This is a genomic window from Streptomyces sp. NBC_00154 (assembly GCF_026342835.1).
Lineage (GTDB): Bacteria > Actinomycetota > Actinomycetes > Streptomycetales > Streptomycetaceae > Streptomyces.
This window is the reverse complement of record NZ_JAPEMI010000001.1, coordinates 6,570,826-6,586,444: the sequence shown is the minus strand read 5'-3', so window position 1 is coordinate 6,586,444 and position 15,619 is coordinate 6,570,826. Positions and strand designations below refer to the sequence as shown.

17 protein-coding genes and 3 pseudogenes are annotated in these 15,619 nt (G+C 71.0%); 10 read left to right on the top strand and 10 right to left on the bottom strand.

The features are described from left to right. Positions 1-8: 8 nt before the first annotated feature. Positions 9-1,142 carry a PLP-dependent cysteine synthase family protein gene (locus tag OHA03_RS29495; RefSeq protein WP_267006764.1) on the bottom strand — a complete coding sequence of 378 codons (1,134 nt, stop codon included), beginning with the start codon at positions 1,140-1,142 and terminating at the stop codon, positions 9-11. A gap of 208 nt (positions 1,143-1,350) precedes the next feature. Here OHA03_RS29495 and OHA03_RS29490 point away from each other — a divergent pair, with 208 nt between their 5' ends. Together OHA03_RS29490 and OHA03_RS29485 are read left to right on the top strand one after the other, a co-directional pair. After that, positions 1,351-1,713, top strand: coding sequence for a hypothetical protein (locus OHA03_RS29490; protein ID WP_267006763.1), 363 nt, complete (start codon positions 1,351-1,353; stop codon positions 1,711-1,713). Between the two features lie 241 nt (positions 1,714-1,954). After that, positions 1,955-2,476 (top strand): ATP-binding protein, encoded by a 522-nt coding sequence (locus OHA03_RS29485; RefSeq protein ID WP_267006762.1) that lies wholly within the window; start codon positions 1,955-1,957, stop codon positions 2,474-2,476. An 87-nt stretch (positions 2,477-2,563) separates the two neighbouring features. On the opposite strand, the pseudogene OHA03_RS29480 reads toward OHA03_RS29485, so the two are convergent. The 3 genes and pseudogenes from OHA03_RS29480 to OHA03_RS29470 form a co-directional block, all read right to left on the bottom strand. After that, positions 2,564-2,950, bottom strand: a pseudogene (locus OHA03_RS29480) (FtsX-like permease family protein); the annotation flags it as partial. A 7-nt stretch (positions 2,951-2,957) separates the two neighbouring features. Next, a pseudogene (locus tag OHA03_RS29475) lies at positions 2,958-3,376 on the bottom strand (ABC transporter ATP-binding protein); the annotation flags it as partial. Beyond that, positions 3,373-3,675 (bottom strand): SHOCT domain-containing protein, encoded by a 303-nt coding sequence (locus tag OHA03_RS29470; RefSeq protein ID WP_267006761.1) that lies wholly within the window; start codon positions 3,673-3,675, stop codon positions 3,373-3,375. The pseudogene OHA03_RS29475 and the gene OHA03_RS29470, both read right to left, overlap by 4 nt. Positions 3,676-3,828: 153 nt before the next feature. On the opposite strand from OHA03_RS29470, the gene OHA03_RS29465 reads away from it, so the two are divergent. Continuing rightward, positions 3,829-4,107 carry a DUF4865 family protein gene (locus tag OHA03_RS29465; protein WP_267008202.1) on the top strand — a complete coding sequence of 93 codons (279 nt, stop codon included), beginning with the start codon at positions 3,829-3,831 and terminating at the stop codon, positions 4,105-4,107. Continuing rightward, a pseudogene (locus OHA03_RS29460) lies at positions 4,076-4,281 on the top strand (hypothetical protein); the annotation flags it as partial. The gene OHA03_RS29465 and the pseudogene OHA03_RS29460, both read left to right, overlap by 32 nt. A gap of 7 nt (positions 4,282-4,288) precedes the next feature. On the opposite strand, the gene OHA03_RS29455 reads toward OHA03_RS29460, so the two are convergent. Next, entirely contained in the window at positions 4,289-5,503 is a 1,215-nt protein-coding gene (locus OHA03_RS29455; RefSeq protein ID WP_267006760.1) for an ROK family protein, read from the bottom strand. A gap of 241 nt (positions 5,504-5,744) precedes the next feature. Here OHA03_RS29455 and OHA03_RS29450 point away from each other — a divergent pair, with 241 nt between their 5' ends. From OHA03_RS29450 to OHA03_RS29440, 3 genes are all read left to right on the top strand, one after another. Then, entirely contained in the window at positions 5,745-6,962 is a 1,218-nt protein-coding gene (locus tag OHA03_RS29450; protein WP_267006759.1) for an MFS transporter, read from the top strand. Between the two features lie 121 nt (positions 6,963-7,083). Then, positions 7,084-7,452, top strand: coding sequence for an SCO4225 family membrane protein (locus OHA03_RS29445; RefSeq protein ID WP_267006758.1), 369 nt, complete (start codon positions 7,084-7,086; stop codon positions 7,450-7,452). 21 nt (positions 7,453-7,473) lie between these two features. After that, positions 7,474-8,235 carry a maleylpyruvate isomerase family mycothiol-dependent enzyme gene (locus OHA03_RS29440; RefSeq protein WP_267006757.1) on the top strand — a complete coding sequence of 254 codons (762 nt, stop codon included), beginning with the start codon at positions 7,474-7,476 and terminating at the stop codon, positions 8,233-8,235. A 44-nt stretch (positions 8,236-8,279) separates the two neighbouring features. Here OHA03_RS29440 and OHA03_RS29435 read toward each other — a convergent pair whose 3' ends face one another. Beyond that, complete coding sequence (locus OHA03_RS29435; RefSeq protein WP_267006756.1) at positions 8,280-8,681, bottom strand: MarR family winged helix-turn-helix transcriptional regulator; 402 nt, start codon at positions 8,679-8,681, stop codon at positions 8,280-8,282. An 87-nt stretch (positions 8,682-8,768) separates the two neighbouring features. Between OHA03_RS29435 and OHA03_RS29430 the strand changes: the two genes are divergently transcribed. Beyond that, on the top strand, positions 8,769-10,283 hold the full coding sequence (locus OHA03_RS29430) for an MFS transporter (RefSeq protein ID WP_267006755.1): 1,515 nt from the start codon (positions 8,769-8,771) through the stop codon (positions 10,281-10,283). Positions 10,284-10,387: 104 nt separating this feature from the next. Beyond that, the gene (locus tag OHA03_RS29425) at positions 10,388-10,702 is read left to right on the top strand and encodes a DUF6332 family protein (protein ID WP_267006754.1); all 315 of its coding nucleotides are present in this window, start codon (positions 10,388-10,390) and stop codon (positions 10,700-10,702) included. Here the strand turns inward: OHA03_RS29425 and OHA03_RS29420 are convergent. The 3 genes from OHA03_RS29420 to OHA03_RS29410 form a co-directional block, all read right to left on the bottom strand. Next, complete coding sequence (locus OHA03_RS29420) at positions 10,663-11,328, bottom strand: response regulator transcription factor (RefSeq protein ID WP_267006753.1); 666 nt, start codon at positions 11,326-11,328, stop codon at positions 10,663-10,665. The genes OHA03_RS29425 and OHA03_RS29420 overlap by 40 nt on opposite strands. Continuing rightward, positions 11,325-12,710 (bottom strand): sensor histidine kinase, encoded by a 1,386-nt coding sequence (locus tag OHA03_RS29415; RefSeq protein ID WP_267006752.1) that lies wholly within the window; start codon positions 12,708-12,710, stop codon positions 11,325-11,327. Before OHA03_RS29415 ends, OHA03_RS29420 begins: the two co-directional genes overlap by 4 nt. A 129-nt stretch (positions 12,711-12,839) precedes the next feature. Continuing rightward, the gene (locus OHA03_RS29410) at positions 12,840-13,571 is read right to left on the bottom strand and encodes a TetR/AcrR family transcriptional regulator (protein WP_267006751.1); all 732 of its coding nucleotides are present in this window, start codon (positions 13,569-13,571) and stop codon (positions 12,840-12,842) included. Between the two features lie 130 nt (positions 13,572-13,701). Here OHA03_RS29410 and OHA03_RS29405 point away from each other — a divergent pair, with 130 nt between their 5' ends. Then, positions 13,702-14,151, top strand: a complete 450-nt coding sequence (locus OHA03_RS29405) for a nitroreductase family deazaflavin-dependent oxidoreductase (RefSeq protein WP_267006750.1) — start codon at positions 13,702-13,704, stop codon at positions 14,149-14,151. Positions 14,152-14,351: 200 nt separating this feature from the next. Here the strand turns inward: OHA03_RS29405 and OHA03_RS29400 are convergent, their stop codons facing one another. Further along, positions 14,352-15,566 (bottom strand): geranylgeranyl reductase family protein, encoded by a 1,215-nt coding sequence (locus OHA03_RS29400; protein WP_267006749.1) that lies wholly within the window; start codon positions 15,564-15,566, stop codon positions 14,352-14,354. Between the last annotated feature and the right edge of the window lie 53 nt (positions 15,567-15,619).

Below are 15,619 nucleotides of genomic sequence, written 5' to 3'. Positions count from 1 at the left end.
GACGGGCTTCAACGGGGCCAGATGCCAGTGGCCAGGAAGCGTTCGATCGTCGCGGCGTAGGGGGCGATGTCGAGGCCCTGTCCGGCGAGCCAGCTGTCGGAGTAGTACTTGTCGAGGTAGCGGTCGCCCGGGTCGCAGAGCAGCGTGACGACGCTGCCGGTGCGGCCCTGTTCCAGCATTTCGGCGACGAGCTTGAACGCGCTCCACAGCCCGGTGCCGGTGGAACCGCCCGCCTTGCGGCCGATGGCCTGCTCCAGGGCGCGTACGGTGGCGACACTGGCCGCGTCCGGCACCTTCATCATCCGGTCGATGGCGCCGGGCACGAAGCTGGGTTCCATCCGGGGCCGGCCGATTCCTTCGATGCGTGAACCGCAGTCGCTGGTGGCGAGGGCGTTGTGGTGGGTCCAGCCGTCGAAGAAGCAGGAGTTCTCCGGGTCGGGCACACAGATCCGGGTGTCGTACTGCATGTAGTGCACATAGCGGGCGATGGTGGCCGAGGTGCCGCCGGTACCGGCAGTGGCGACGATCCAGGTGGGTTCTGGGTAACGCTCCAGCCTCAGTTGCTGGTAGATCGACTCGGCGATGTTGTTGTTGCCGCGCCAGTCGGTGGCCCGCTCGGCGTAGGTGAACTGGTCCATGTAGTGACCGCCGGTTTCGGCGGCGAGCCTGGCCGACTCCTCGTACAGCTTCTGGGTGTCGTCGACGAAGTGGCACTGGCCGCCGTGGAATTCGATCAGCCGGCACTTCTCGGGGCTGGTGGTGCGCGGCATCACCGCGATGAACGGCACCCCGATCAGCTTCGCGAAGTACGCCTCCGAGACGGCCGTCGAGCCGCTCGACGCCTCGATCACCGGCTTGCCCGGCCGGATCCAGCCGTTGCAGAGCCCGTAGAGGAAGAGCGAGCGGGCCAGCCGGTGCTTGAGGCTGCCCGTGGGGTGCGTCGACTCGTCCTTGAGGTAGAGGTCGATCCCCCAGGCCTCGGGCAGCGGGAAGCGCAGCAGATGCGTGTCGGCAGAGCGGTTGGCGTCGGCCTGGACCTTCCGCACGGCCTCGTTCAGCCAGGCCCGGTACTCGTGGTCGGTGCGGTCGACGTCGACGGTCGCCACGACCTGGCCGTCAAGCCTGTGCCCATTGGTGTCCATCAGCACACTCCTGCTCGTCGTCACCGGACTACCGGACCCCCCGGCCCCCCGGACTCTGCACATCAACGATATGCCCCCTACCTGCACGAACATTGACTTTGGGGATCCATAGCCCTGCCTTGGCCTCGGCGGCCCGGACGGCTGCCGACCGCCCTGGCGCAAATGCGACATCCGACCCCGACACGGTCTGGCGCACCGGCCGAGCCACATGCAGACTTGCCGTCGGAAGCATGACGAAGGGGGTGAAGCAGTCGTGACGGAAGCGGAGTTCAGCGCGACGGGCGTACGGATCGAACGATGGGCCCGCTCGCTCACGAGAGCCGGGCAGGTGATCGTGAAGGACGGCCGGGTGGCACTGCTGACCAGCTACGGCCGGGAGATCGACAGCGCCCCGGTGGGGGTGGTCAGCGCGGGCAGGCCATGGCTCGCCGGCGCGGACTCGGCGGTGGCGCGATTCAACGGGACGCGCTACCGACTGACGATGGGACAGCGCGATCACGGGCGGGACCGAGCGGGACCGTCGCACCGGTTCCTCGAGGCACTGCGCAGTGCGGGCGCCCGACTGGACTGACATCACGGCCGGCCTCGGACAGCCGATATCGCAGGGTCGACACAACGGTACTGACGGAGCGGAGCCACCCGGACACCGTAAGTTGCGGAGCCGTTGCCTCTGAGCGACATTGGACACACGTCACTCATGGTTCACCGGCGGTGACACTGCGATCCAGTCCGCCGGCCCGGGAACGGCAGCCGGCTCTCCGCCGATTCCGTTCCGCCGTCTTCTTCCGGACCTATTTCGGGGAGTCGCAGCCGTGATCAGCGAGCCAAGCAGGCACTGCACGGTGGAGCTCCAGGCGCTGCCGTCGCGGATCGGTCAGGTCCGCAGAATCATCTCGGCGCAATTGCGCTACTGGCATCTGGACCCTCTGATCGACCAGGCAGCGCTGGGCGTCACCGAACTGCTGACCAATGTCCACCGGCATGCACAGCCGGACAAAACGTGCATCGTAGAGATCGAGTTCCTGCTCGAACGCCTGACTGTCTCCGTCCACGACCACGACCCGCGGCTGCCGACCGTGCGCGAGGCCGACGCGTCCAGTACATCGGGGCGCGGGCTGGCCCTGATCGCCGCGGTCAGCGAGAGCTGGGGGGTCCGGCCGCGGGGCCGGGCCGGGAAGGTCGTCTGGTTCACCCTTCCGGCCCCCTCCCTGTTCGCCTCGGTGCGGCCGCACTCGGTGTACGGGGCGACGACCGACGGTCCCTTCGGCGATGTCGACACCCCGTCCCTGGAGAAGGTGGCCCACACCGACGCCCGGTCCGCCGCGGTGGGCTGAGGGCTGTCCCGTATCAGGGACGCACGAGGAGCGGGGCGCCCGGAGGCAGCCCGCTCCTCGTGCGTCCCGCGGTGGTCGTCCAATGGCAGCGATGGCGCGGAGCACGTCCAGGCGTGCCGCACGCCGCGCCGGTCGCCACCCGGCCGGCGCCCCTGCGGTGATCCCTACCAGGGCGACCACCAGGAGCCGCGCCGGCGGCAGCGCGAAGGCGAACGGGGTACCACCCGCGCCTTCGGACGCCTTGACCAGCACCCAGCCGAGGAATCCGCCGAGCAGCCGCCCACCGTACCGAACGCGTCGACCAGGACGGACTCCCGGCGGACCATGGCCCGCAGCTGGCTCCGGGTCTGTCCGACGGCCCGCAACAGGCCCAGTTCGCCGGTGCGTTCATGGACGGTCAGGGTGAGGGTGTTGGCGATGCCGAGCAGCGCGATCAGTACCGCGAGCGCCAGCAGCGCGGAAGACCAGTGTGAGCGTCAGGGCCCACGGTGTCGATGAGGGCGTCGATCCACTCCTGGTCACCGCGCTCGCCGGCGAGGTCCATGGGGAGGGTGATGTTCTCGGCGACCGTGAGGGTCGGGATCAGGTTGAAGGCCTGGAAGACGAAGCCGATGCGCTGCCGGCGCAGCAGAGTGAGCCTGCGGTCGTCGGCGCGCTGAGGTCGGTGTCGCCGATGAAGGCGGAGCCGGAGGTGAGTGTGTCGAGTCCGGCGGCGCAGTGCATCAGGGTGGACTTGCCGGAACCGGAAGGCCCCATGATGGCGGTGAATCGGCCGGCCGGGAAGTCGACGCTCACCCCGTCCAGGGCCCTGACCTCGGTGTCGCCCGTGCCGTAGATCTTCACGGCGTGGACGACGCAGGCGGCGGTAGAGGTCGCGGTCGAGCTGACCGTGGTGGTCATGCGGCATCTCCCCGACCGGTACGGCCGAACTGCTCGTCCAGCACGGAGAGCCGTCGCCAGTACTCGTCCTCGTCGATCTCGCCCGCCGCGAACCGGCGGCCGAGCAGGGTGATGGGCGACTGTTCGCCGGGGACACCTGGAGCGCCGTGCGCGGTGCGCGGGCCCCAGGGGCCGGGTCGGCCACCGAGTCGGCCGGTACGGCGCAGCACGGTGACAACGGTGACGACGACGGCCGCCCAGATCAGCGGGAAGAAGAGGATCCACGGTCCGGGTCCACCGGAGTACGCCAGGGTGTTCATCTCGGTCAGCTCCCTCGTTGCGGGGTTCTGTTGTTCTGTCGCTGACGAGCCTGGCTCCGGGAGGGGGCTGAGTCGTCGTACGGCCAGCGGCCGTCTGCGTACCCCCGTGGGAGTACGCGGCCTTCGGGCAGCTGCTCCCGCTGACCGGGCAAGATTGGGACACTCCCCCGCACGGCGACCCGCCACCGCGTACCGATCCCGGCCTCGATGGCCCCGGCGGAAGCGGTCGAGGCCGCGCCGGTGGAGAGCGGGACGCGGGCGAAGGCCCCCGGCGCGGTCGCCGCGGCGCCGGCCGTCGACCCCTGCCACTGGGAGCTGCTCCACTTCACGCTTTGGGAGCACGACGCCCCCGAGGCGCCCGGAGAGCACTACGAGGTGCTGCATCTGTCCATGCCGGAGCGTGAGCGGCTCGGCGAGAGCAGGCAGTGGTAGCCACGGTTCGCAGGTCCTCGGCGACATCCCTGCCGGGGAGTTGGGCGTGTGCGACGCCCACGACATCTCTTTCTGCGCAGCCCGGTCCTGCCGGGCCGGGAGCTGGACGACCGCGGGCGAGCGGCCGAGCGGCTGCGCGACTCCCGGGGTCTCAGGGGGTCGGTGGTGCAGTGGCCGCGGTTCAGGCCAGCGCGGCCAGCGGGTCGTCGAGAACCGGCTGCCAGGCCAGTTCGGCCGCGCCGACCAGGCTGTTGTGATCGAGGGTGCACGGCAGGATCGGCACGCTGCCGCTGCGCCCCCACAGGCTGCGATCGGCGACGACGGCACGCAGCCGCTCCGGGTCGGCGTCGAGCAGTGCGCGGTGCAGTCCGCCGAGGATGATCCGGTCCGGGTTGAGGATGTTGACGAGTCCGGCCAGTCCGAGGCCGAGCCGGTCGATCAGTTCCTCGGACGCGGCCTGTACCGCCGCGTCCTCGTACTCCGTGCGCAGCAGGTCGCTCGCCTGTTTGAGCAGTGACTCCTCGGGGCCCGGTTCGCGGCGGGCGGCGACAAGGAAGGCCAGCGGGTCTGTCTCGACGTCGAGGCAGCCGCGCCCTCCGCAGTGGCACGGACGCCCCTCGGGGTTCACGGTGAGATGGCCGACCTCGAGGGCCAGCCCCGAACTGCCGGTGTGCAGACGGCCGTCGAGGACGAGGGCGCCGCCGACGCCGCGGTGGCCGGTGGCCACGCAGAGCAGATGCTGGGCTCCGCGGCCGGCGCCGTGCCGGTGCTCGGCGAGCGCGGCGAGGTTGACGTCGTTTCCGGTGAACGCGGGGCCGGGGATGCCCGCTTCACGTACACACGTGGCGAAGATCTCACGGACCTGGGAGCCTGCCGGCCAGGCGATGTGCAGTGGGTTGAGCGCCGTGCCCTCCGGTTCGGCCACGGCGGAGGGGACGGCGAGGCCCGCACCGACGCAGCGCAGCCCGCTGTCGCGCAGCAACCGGGCGCACGCGTCGACGACTTCGCCCACGACCTGGGCCGGATCCGATGTGACGGTGACACAGCCGGGAGCCGTGGCGACGAGTCGGCCGCCGAGCCCCACCAGCGCGGCACGGAACCCGTCGGCATGCACCTGCGCGGCGATGGCGACCGGGCCGGACTCGCGGATCGCCAGCCGGTGCGAGGGGCGGCCCTGCGAGCCTGCCGCGGAACCGGGGCTGGAGTCGACGCGGATGAGACCGAGCGCCTCCAGCTCGGCGGCGACCGCACCGGCGGTCGCGCGGGTGACGCCGAGCTCGGAGGTGAGCACGGCGCGGGTGGGCGCGCGTCCGGTGTGGACCAGCTCCAGGGCGGGCCCGAGCGCGCTCCGGCCCCTCTCCAACTTCGTCCGGGTGGTGGTCGCCTTGCCGTTCATGGGGGCGAGTCTCCCATGATCCGGAGCGACTGCCGACGCTCCGGTCGGGCGCTCCTGCCCGCGTGCTGCCACGACGAACGCCGTTCCGGCCCGCGACGACCGCCCCTCCCGGTCACCGTGATCACCCCTTCCCGTCACTGTCATCGCTCCTCCCGGTCGCCGTGATCGCACTTTCCGACCGTGTCGGCCGTGGCGGTCCGCCGTCTTGCGTCCGTTGTCCACGGGCCCCTATGCTTCTTTTGTGCCGCAACTAAACAAACTGCGGACGGCCCTACCGGGGGGACCAGGCGGAGACACCGCCCCACCCTCGTCGGCCCGCCTCCGTACCGCGCTGACCGTGTTCTTCGCCCTCGACGGTTTCCTCTTCGCCGGCTGGGTGGTCCGCATCCCGGCCATCAAGCACCAGACCGGCGCCTCCGCATCCACCCTCGGCCTCGCCCTGCTCGGGGTCTCCGCCGGAGCCGTCATCACCATGATGCTCGCCGGGAGGCTGTGCAGGCGGTTCGGCAGCCACCCCCTGACGGTGGTCTGCGGAGCACTCCTCTCGCTCGCCATCGCCCTGCCCGCGCAGACGCATTCGGCCCTCGCACTCGGTCTGGTCCTGCTGGTCTTCGGAGCCGCATACGGCGCGATGAACGTCGCGATGAACAGCGCGGCGGTCGACCTGGTATCCGGCCTGCGGCGCCCGGTGATGCCGAGCTTCCATGCCGCGTTCAGCCTCGGCGGCATGCTCGGCGCCGGGCTCGGCGGACTGGTCGCCGGCGGCCTCTCCCCCGCCACCCATCTCTACATCCTCACCGGGGTCGGGCTGCTGGTCACCGCCGCCGCCGGACCGGCCCTGCTCCGGTACCCGGCTCCCCGGGCGGCGACCGCTGCGGACCGTGCCGCGCCGCCGCGCCGCATGGCGGGACGGGCTCGCAACCTGGTGCTGCTGTTCGGCGTGATCGCGCTCTGCACCGCTTACGGGGAAGGGGCCCTGGCCGACTGGAGCGCGCTCCATCTGACTCAGGACCTGCACGCCCGTCCGGGCGTCGCCGCCGCCGGATACTCGCTGTTCGCCCTGGCCATGACCGCGGGCAGGCTCACCGGTACCGCCCTGCTCGAACGGCTCGGCCAGACCCGCACGCTCGTCGCGGGCGGCGCGACGGGCGCGGCCGGAATGCTCCTCGGATCGCTGGCACCGACCACCTGGCTCGCCCTTCTCGGCTTCGCCGTCGCCGGACTCGGCCTGGCGAACATCTTCCCCGTCGCGGTCGGCCGGGCCGGCGAGCTGGCCGGCCCGAGCGGAGTGGCCGTCGCGTCGACGATCGGCTACGGCGGGATGCTGCTCGGACCGCCCGCGATCGGATTCCTGGCCGACTGGTTCTCGCTGCCGCTGGCCCTCACGACGGTGGCGGTGCTCGCCGGTGCTGCGGCGGCGCTGGGGTACGCGGCACGGCATGCGACGGCCCGCGCCTGATCGCCGTACGCGCGACAGGCCTCCACCGCACGCACACCTGCCCGATTGAGTAGGCGTACTCAGGCAGGACCGGCTCCCCGGCAGCACGATGGAGGCATCGACCATCCACGGGGAGCAAGCCATGAACAAGCCGGTCATGAACAAGCAGCACCTCCGCACGCTCGCACGGCTGACCTTCGGCAATGCCGCCTCGCTGATCTACCTCGGGGTGGTGCTGGCGACGGCGGTGTTCGTCGCCGTGGACACACTGCTCGTCCCGCACGAGGACGCCTCGTTCGCGGGCGTCTGGCTGTTCCTGCTCGCGGCGCCGACGGTGTTCGTGTTCTTCGTCGGCAGTGAACTGTGGGGAGTGGACGCGGCCGGACCGGCCTGGTTCATATATCTCGCCCTCGTCGCGTCCGTCCTCGTGCAGGCGCTCGCTCTCGGCTGGTTCGTACGCTTGGTGCGCGGCGGGGGACGGTCCCGTACCGCCCATCCCCAGGGTGTCTGAGCCGCTGGCACAATCTCCGCCATGGAGACCACGGACTACGTCAAGTCCCTCGCGGACGCAGGATACTTGCTGGCCACTGCGGCGGAGCAGGCCGGGCCCGGCGCTTCGGTGCCGACCTGCCCGGGCTGGCAGGTGCGCAATCTGCTCCGGCACACCGGCATGGTGCACCGCTGGGCGACCGCGTTCGTCGCCGAGGGGCACATCTCGTACCACCCCGACGGCGGCGAACCCAATCTGGACGGCGGGGAGTTGCTCGACTGGTTCCGCGAGGGGCACGGCCTGCTGGTGAACGCGCTGGAGAGTGCCTCGGCCGACCTGGAGTGCTGGACCTTTCTGCCCGCGCCCTCCCCGCTGGCATTCTGGGCACGGCGGCAGGCCCACGAGACGACGATTCACCGGGTGGACGCCGAGTCCGCGCGCGGCGGCCCGGTCTCGCCGGTGGCGGCCGGGCAGGCGCTGGACGGGATCGACGAGCTGCTGCGCGGGTTCCACGCCCGCCCGAAGAGCAGGGTGCGCACCGATGCACCACGCACGCTGCGGGTGCGCGCCACGGACACGGGCGACGCATGGACCGTACGGCTCTCGTCGGAGCCGCCGCAGGCCGTACGCGAATCGGAGGCCGACGCACACCGAGCGGGGTCCGGCGACTGCGAATTGAGCGGTACGGCCGAGGGGCTCAATCTGACGCTCTGGAACAGGCTGCCGCTCACCGCGGTCACGGTGACGGGCGACCGGGGACTGGCCCGTCTGTGGTGCGAGAACTCCGGGGTGACCTGGTCCTGACAGACGTACGGGAACGAGGGCGCCTGCCGCGGCCGGTACCGCACTCAGCCGGTCGCGCCGCCCAGCATCCGGGCGAGCACTGTCCGCTGCAGCGGCTTCACCTCGGCATGACGCGCCCGGCCCTTCGCCGTCAGCTCGACCCGGACTCCCCGCCGGTCCTCGCTGCACATCCCGCGACACACGAGGTCGTCCTTCTCCAGCCGTGCGATCAGGCGTGACAGCGCACTCTGGCTCAGATGGACCCGGGAGGCCAGCTCCTGTACGCGATAAGCGGCGCCGCCGTCCTCCGACGCGCCTTCCGCGAGGACGTCGAGCACCTCGAAGTCGCTGGCGCCGAGGCCGTGCTGATGCAGCTCACGATCGAGCTCGCACAACGTCCTGGCATGCAGCGCAAGCATGTCCCGCCACTCCTCGACGAGCACCCGCTCGGGCTTGTTCGCTGCCATAACCGCACGTTAGCAGAGATGGGGCCGTTTGTTGCATCGGAATTAAATGCACTTGCATTCAATGCATGTGCATGTACCTTCGTCGTCATGACCTCTCCGCTCAACGTCTCCGATTCCCATGCGCGCTGGAGCCCGCGCCTGTGGGGCACCCTGCTCGTGCTCTGCGCCGCGATGTTCCTGGACGCCCTGGACGTCTCCATGGTCGGCGTCGCTCTGCCGTCCATCGCCGACGACCTCGACCTGACCACCTCGACCCTGCAGTGGATCGTCAGCGGGTACATCCTCGGCTACGGAGGACTACTGCTCCTCGGCGGCCGCGCGGCCGATCTGCTCGGCAGACGCCAGGTCTTCCTGATCGCGCTCGGCGTCTTCGCCCTTGCCTCGCTGCTCGGCGGATTCGTCGACTCCGGACCGCTGCTGATCGCCAGCCGCTTCATCAAGGGGCTGAGTGCCGCGTTCACCGCACCGGCCGGGCTCTCGATCATCACCACGACGTTCAAGGAAGGCCCGCAGCGCAACCGCGCGCTGTCCATCTACACCACGTGCGCGGCCACCGGCTTCTCCATGGGCCTGGTGCTGTCCGGTCTGCTCACCCAGCTGTCCTGGCGCTGGACCATGTTGCTGCCCGCCCCCATCGCGCTGATCGCCCTGGTAGCGGGGCTGAGGCTGATCCCGCACAGCGACCGCGAGGACACCCGTCGCGGCTACGACCTGCCGGGTGCCGTCACCGGCACGGCCTCCATGCTGCTGCTGGTGTTCACCGTCGTCCAGGCCCCGGAGGCCGGCTGGGCCTCCGCCCGGACCCTGCTGTCGTTCCTCGCCGTCGCCGCACTGCTGACCGTCTTCGTCACCATCGAGCGACGCACCGCGAACCCGCTGGTCCGGCTCGGTGTGCTGCGCTCCGGCAGCCAGGTCAGGGCGCAGCTGGGCGCCGCTGCGTTCTTCGGCAGCTACGTCGGTTTCCAGTTCCTGGTCACCCAGTACATGCAGTCACTGCTCGGCTGGTCGGCCTTGCAGACCGCGCTGGCCTTCCTGCCCGCGGGTGTGCTGGTCGCGCTGTCGTCGACGAAGATCGGCGATGTGGTCGACAGGTTCGGGACGCCGCGCGTGATCGCGGCCGGCTTCACCTTCCTCGTCGTCGGCTATGGACTCTTCCTGCGGATCACCCTCACCCCGTCGTACGCGGCGGTCATCCTGCCCTCGATGCTGCTGCTGGGAGCGGCCTGCGCACTGACCTTCCCGTCCCTCAACATCCAGGCCACCAACGGGGTCGACGACGACGAGCAGGGCATGGTGTCGGGTCTGCTGAACACCTCGATCCAGGTGGGCGGGGCGATCTTCCTGGCCGTCGTGACGGCGGTGATCACGGCGCACGGAAGTGGCGACGGCTCCTCGCAGGCGGTCCTCGACAGCTACCGGCCGGGCCTCGTGGTGGTGACGGCGATCGCGTTCGCCGGGCTGCTGATCACGCTGACCGGGCTGCGTCGCCGCAGGCCCGTACAGCACTCCGTGCTGGTCGCGTCGTCCGAGGGCGACCGGGCCGCCGCCGAGGCATCGGCCGCCCAGCAGCCGGCCGCACAGAAGGTGGCGGTCCGGGACTGACCGAGCCGGCCCACTGCCCCCATGGCTGACCGGCGAGGGGGAACGGGGCGGTGGACGGCGAGGCATCCTTGTCCGTCGCCCACCGCCCCTGTGACACTCCGGACATGGGACGCCGAAGTCAGGAAGACCGGGACGCCATGACCGTCGAGATCGGCTTCGCCCTGGTGAGCGGGGCCTTTCTGGCCGCGGCCGCGTTCGTCGCGGTCGCCATGACCACCGTGTACCTCGATCTGCCCCGTAGGGCCGAACATGTGCTGGACCGGATCGGGGCCGTCGTCGCGGCCGTCGTCTTCGTCGCCCGCCTCGTCGATGTGCTGTGGGGCTTTCCCCGCCCGGGCAGCCGGCGTCCGACCGCCGCGCACCGCCCGCAGGCTCCGTCTCAGCCGAGCCAGCCGGGGCGCACGAGCCCGGACTCATAGGCGAGCACGACGAGTTGGGCCCGGTCGCGGGCGCCGAGCTTCACCATGGTGCGGCTGACATGGGTCTTGGCGGTGAGCGGGCTGACGACGAGTCGGCGGGCGATCTCCTCGTTGGTGAGGCCGATGCCGACCAGCGCCATCACTTCCCGTTCCCGTTCGGTGAGTTCGCTCAGTCCCGTCGCGGCCGAAGGCTCCTTGGAGCGGGCGGCGAACTCGGCGATCAGCCGTCGGGTCACTCCGGGCGAGAGCAGCGCGTCGCCGCCCACCACGGCCCGTACCGCCCGCAGCAGTTCCTCGGGTTCGGTGTCCTTGACCAGGAAGCCGGAGGCGCCGGAGCGGATCGCCTCGAAGACGTACTCGTCGAGCTCGAAGGTGGTGAGCATGACCACCTTGACGTCGTTGAGCTCCGGATCGCCGGTGATCGTGCGGGTGGCGGCGAGGCCGTCGAGATGCGGCATCCGGATGTCCATCAGCACGGTGTCCGGCCGCAGTTCGCGCACCAGACGTACGGCCTCCTCACCGTCGGCAGCCTCCCCCACCACCTCGATGTCCGGCTGCGCGTCCAGCAGGGCGCGGAAACCGGCCCGGACCAACAGCTGGTCATCGGCGAGCAGTACGCGGATCACGGTGTCTCCTCCGTCGTGTCCTGCACAGTGTCCCCCGCCGTGTTCCGCCTCGTGTCCTGCTCAGGGTCCCCCGTCGCGTCCTGTGCGGTGTCTTCCGGTGACGCCGGGCGCAGCGGAAGCTCGGCCCGCACCCGGAAACCGCCGTCGGGCCGGGGGCCCGCCTCGATCGTGCCGCCCAGCGCGGCGGCCCGCTCCCGCATGCCGGCCAGCCCGTTGCCGCTGCCCCCGGCCTCGCTGCCGGTGGCGGGTCCGTCGTCGTCGATACGGAGCCGGATGCTGCCGGCCCCGTAACCGATCCGGACCCGCGCGCTGCGCGAGCCCGAATGCCGCACCACATTCGTCAGCGCCTCCTGCACGATCCGGAAGGCCGCCAGATCCGTACCGGGCGGGACGGCGTTCCGCACGCCGTCCGCCTCCACCGTGACGGTCAGTCCGGCACTCGCCGCCTGGTCGACCAGCTCGGGCAGCCGGTCGAGGCCGGGGGCCGGGGCCCGGGGGGCATCGCCGGGGGTACGGAGCGTGGCGAGGACCTGACGGACCTCGCCGAGTGCCTCCTTGCTGGCTGCCTTGATCGTGGTGAGGGCCGTGCGGGCCTGCTCGGGGTCGGAGTCGAGCAGCGCGAGTCCGACGCCCGCCTGGACATTGATGACGGAGATGCTGTGGGCGAGCACGTCATGGAGCTCCCGGGCCATGCGCAGCCGCTCCTCGTCGGCCCGCCGCTTCTCCGCGGCGTCCCGTTCGGCCCGCTGTGCGGCCCACTGTTCACGACGTACGCGCACGAACTCCGCTGCCGCGACGATCGCCACCACCCAGGCGGCGATGCCCAGTTCCTGCCCCCACGGTGCGGCCGAGTCGCCGATCGGCGGCAGCCGGCGGTAGAGCCAGTGGGCCACCAGCAGATGCCCCACCCACACCATTCCCACGGCCGACCAGGCGGCCCGCCGGTGCCCCGCGACAACAGCGCTGAAGCATCCGACGGCAACGGCCAAGAACACCGGACCGTACGGATAGCCGGCCCCGAGATAGATCATGGCCGCGGCCGCGGAGACGAACACCGCCAGGACGGGGTGGCGGTGACGCAGCAGCAGTACGGCGACGGCGATGAGGAGCAGCGCCCGGGCGAAGAGGTCCAACGGGGCGCGCTCGCCGAGCTGGCCCCGGGCCGCGACGGACGAGCCGATCATGACGATCGCACCGAGCAGGAGGGTGGACGGCCACGGCAGGCGGGCGGCGGACCGCACGCTCGTCCCCGTCAGCCGGCGCGGCGGCCCGTCGTGCCCCCACGGTCCGTGGGGGCCCGCGTGCATCCAGGGCCGCCGCTGCGGCGGTCCGCCCAGCACCCGAGGGGGACCGCCGCTTCCGTGTGAGCGCTGCTCTTCCATACCGGCAACGCTAGACCGCTGGCCACGGCAGTGGCGTCAGCCGGGTGTGGTGACCACGCATACTCCCAGCGGAGTACACCGTCGGCGCGGCCTTGCGCGCGCGGGCGGGCGCAAGGGGCTGCGGCGGGCTCAGACTCCGGTGCCCGCCTTGTGGCCGCCCCGGTCGCCGAGCAGACCGACATGACGGGCCAGCTCACCGACGGCCTGCCGGAAGAAGGCCTCCCGCGCCTCAACGAGCCGGTTGAACTGCCCGAAGATCTCGAAGGAGATCAGCCCGAAGAGCTGCGACCAGGCGGCCACGAGCGGGGCGACGACCGCCGGGGGGAGGTCGGGGGCGACGTCGGCGGCCATCCGTTCGGCCTCGGAACGCAGCTCGGCGGCGAGCGACGGCAGCGAGAGACCGTCCGTGCGGTGGGCGTCGCCGACGATCGCGATGAGGACGAGGCCGACGCGGGAGGCGGGGCCGATCGTCGCCTGGGGCGCGGTGTAACCGGGCACCGGCGAGCCGTAGATCAGACCGTACTCATGGGGGTGGGCGAGGGCCCAGTCGCGTACGGCGCAGGCGACCGCGGTCCAGCGGGCGAGGGGGGAGGCGGACGATCCTGCGCAGGATGCCCGGTCGGCGGCTTCGGCGGCCTCGCCCACGGCGTCGTACGCATCGACGATCAAGGCCGTGAGCAGCTCGTCGCGGCTGGGGAAGTAGCGGTAGAGCGCGGACGAGACCATGCCCAGTTCACGGGCGACGGCGCGCAGCGAAAGTCTTGCGGCGCCATCGGCCGCGAGCTGCTTCCTCGCCTCGTCCTTGATGGCGGCGGTGACTTCGATACGGGCCCGTTCCCTGGCTCCTCGGATGGTGCTCATGGCGATCAGTCTGCCATGAGCCTGGAGCACCGACCAATAACGAGAGCAGCGCTCTTGCATTTGAGCACCATGCACGTGCACACTGATCTCAAGCGAGAGCAGTGCTCGCACTTTCCGAAGGGGAATCTCGATGTCCGTGCACGTTCAAAAGCCCGGCTGGTTCACCGTCAACGTCTTCAACCGCACCGTCGCCTGGATCACCCGGCGCGGCATCAGCGTCTGGGGCTCGCGGGTCCTGGCGGTCCGCGGCCGCAAGAGCGGCGAGTGGCGCCGCACCCCGGTGAACCTCCTGACCGTGGACGGCCGGCAGTACCTCGTCGCGCCCCGTGGCCACGTCCAGTGGACGCACAACATGCGCGCGGCCGGTGGCGGCGAGCTCCACCTCGGCAAGAAGGTCGACGTCTTCACCGCCACCGAGGTTCCCGACGACGAGAAGCCCGAGTTGCTGCGCGCCTACCTCAAGCGGTGGAAGGCGGAGGTCGGCGTCTTCTTCGGCGGTGTCGGCCCGGACTCGTCCGTCGAGGAGCTGCGCCGCATCGCCCCTGACCACCCGATCTTCCGGGTCACGATCGAGGCCTGACGGACCGGCGTACCTGCAACCGGCCCGGGCCGGGCCGTGCCGGCCGCCCTGCCCCGCCCTTCCGGCCTTCCGCTCAGTACCTTCCGGCCCGTCCCGACCGCCACGTACCTTCCGGTCCGCCCTTCCGAACCATCCGGCCGCCGGACTCCTCCGGCCCGTCGGTCCGCCAGTCCGCCGATGCGGACCCTTCCCCTGGTCCGTCAGCGGTCCATCGCCGAAAGGGCGCGCTGTGCCAGCGGATGCGAACGGACCAGCTCGGCCAGCGAAGTCGTCCCCCGGGTGATCCCGGCGAACGCCTTCCAGGCCGGGCGGAATCCGGTCAGCACCGCGTGCAGTATGCCCGGGCGGCGCTCGAAGAGCTTCAGCATGCGCCTGCCGACGCCCATCTCGACGCCCAGTCCGGCCTTGATGGCGAACGCGTAATTGAGCGCCTGGCGGCGGGCGTCCACCGCGTCGTGCGACTCGGCGATCCGGACCGCCCATTCACCGGCGAGCCGCCCTGAACGCAGCGCGAACGAGATGCCTTCACGGGTCCACGGCTCCAGCAGGCCCGCCGCGTCGCCGCAGACGAGCACCCGCCCGCGCGACAGCGGCGAATCGTCGCTGCGGCAGCGCGTGAGATGACCGGAGGAGATCTTCGGCTCGAACCCGGCGAGACCGAGCCGGGCGATGAAGTCCTCCAGATACCGCTTGGTCCCCGCGCCATCACCGCGCGCCGAGATCACACCGACGGTCAGGGTGTCGCCCTTCGGGAACACCCAGCCGTAACTACCGGGCATCGGGCCCCAGTCGATCAGTACCCGCCCTGCCCAGTCCTCCGCGACCGTGGCCGGTACCGGGATCTCCGACTCCAGGCCGAGGTCAACCTGGTCGAGCTTCACCCCGACATGGGCCCCTATGCGTCCCGCGCTGCCGTCGGCGCCGACGACCGCACGGGCGAGGACGGTCTCGCCGCCGGACAGCACCACGGCGACCGTGCGCCGGTCCGGGACCGCGGCGCCGTGCTGCTCGACCCGTGTCACCGTCACTCCGGTCCGGAGTTCGGCGCCCGCCTTCTGCGCCTCCTCGACCAGGCCCGCGTCGAACTCGGGCCGGTTGATGAGCCCGAAGAGCATCCGCTTGGAACGGCGCGTCCGCGCCAGCCTGCCGTTGAGCGAGAACGTCACCGCGTGGATCCGGTCCTGCAACGGCAGTTCGAACCCGGGCGGCAGCGCGTCACGCGAATACCCGATGATGCCACCGCCGCAGGTCTTGTACCGAGGCAGTTCCGCCTTCTCCAGCAGCAATACCCGTCGGCCGGCAACCGCCGCCGCGTATGCCGCGGAGGCTCCGGCCGGTCCGGCGCCGACTACGACGACGTCCCATACGGACAACTCTTCCAGCTCACGTCCGGCGTCTGCGTTCTCGCTGCTCACGATGTGCTTCTGCTCCCGATCCCGACCAGTGGCCCACACTGCTCACGGCATCC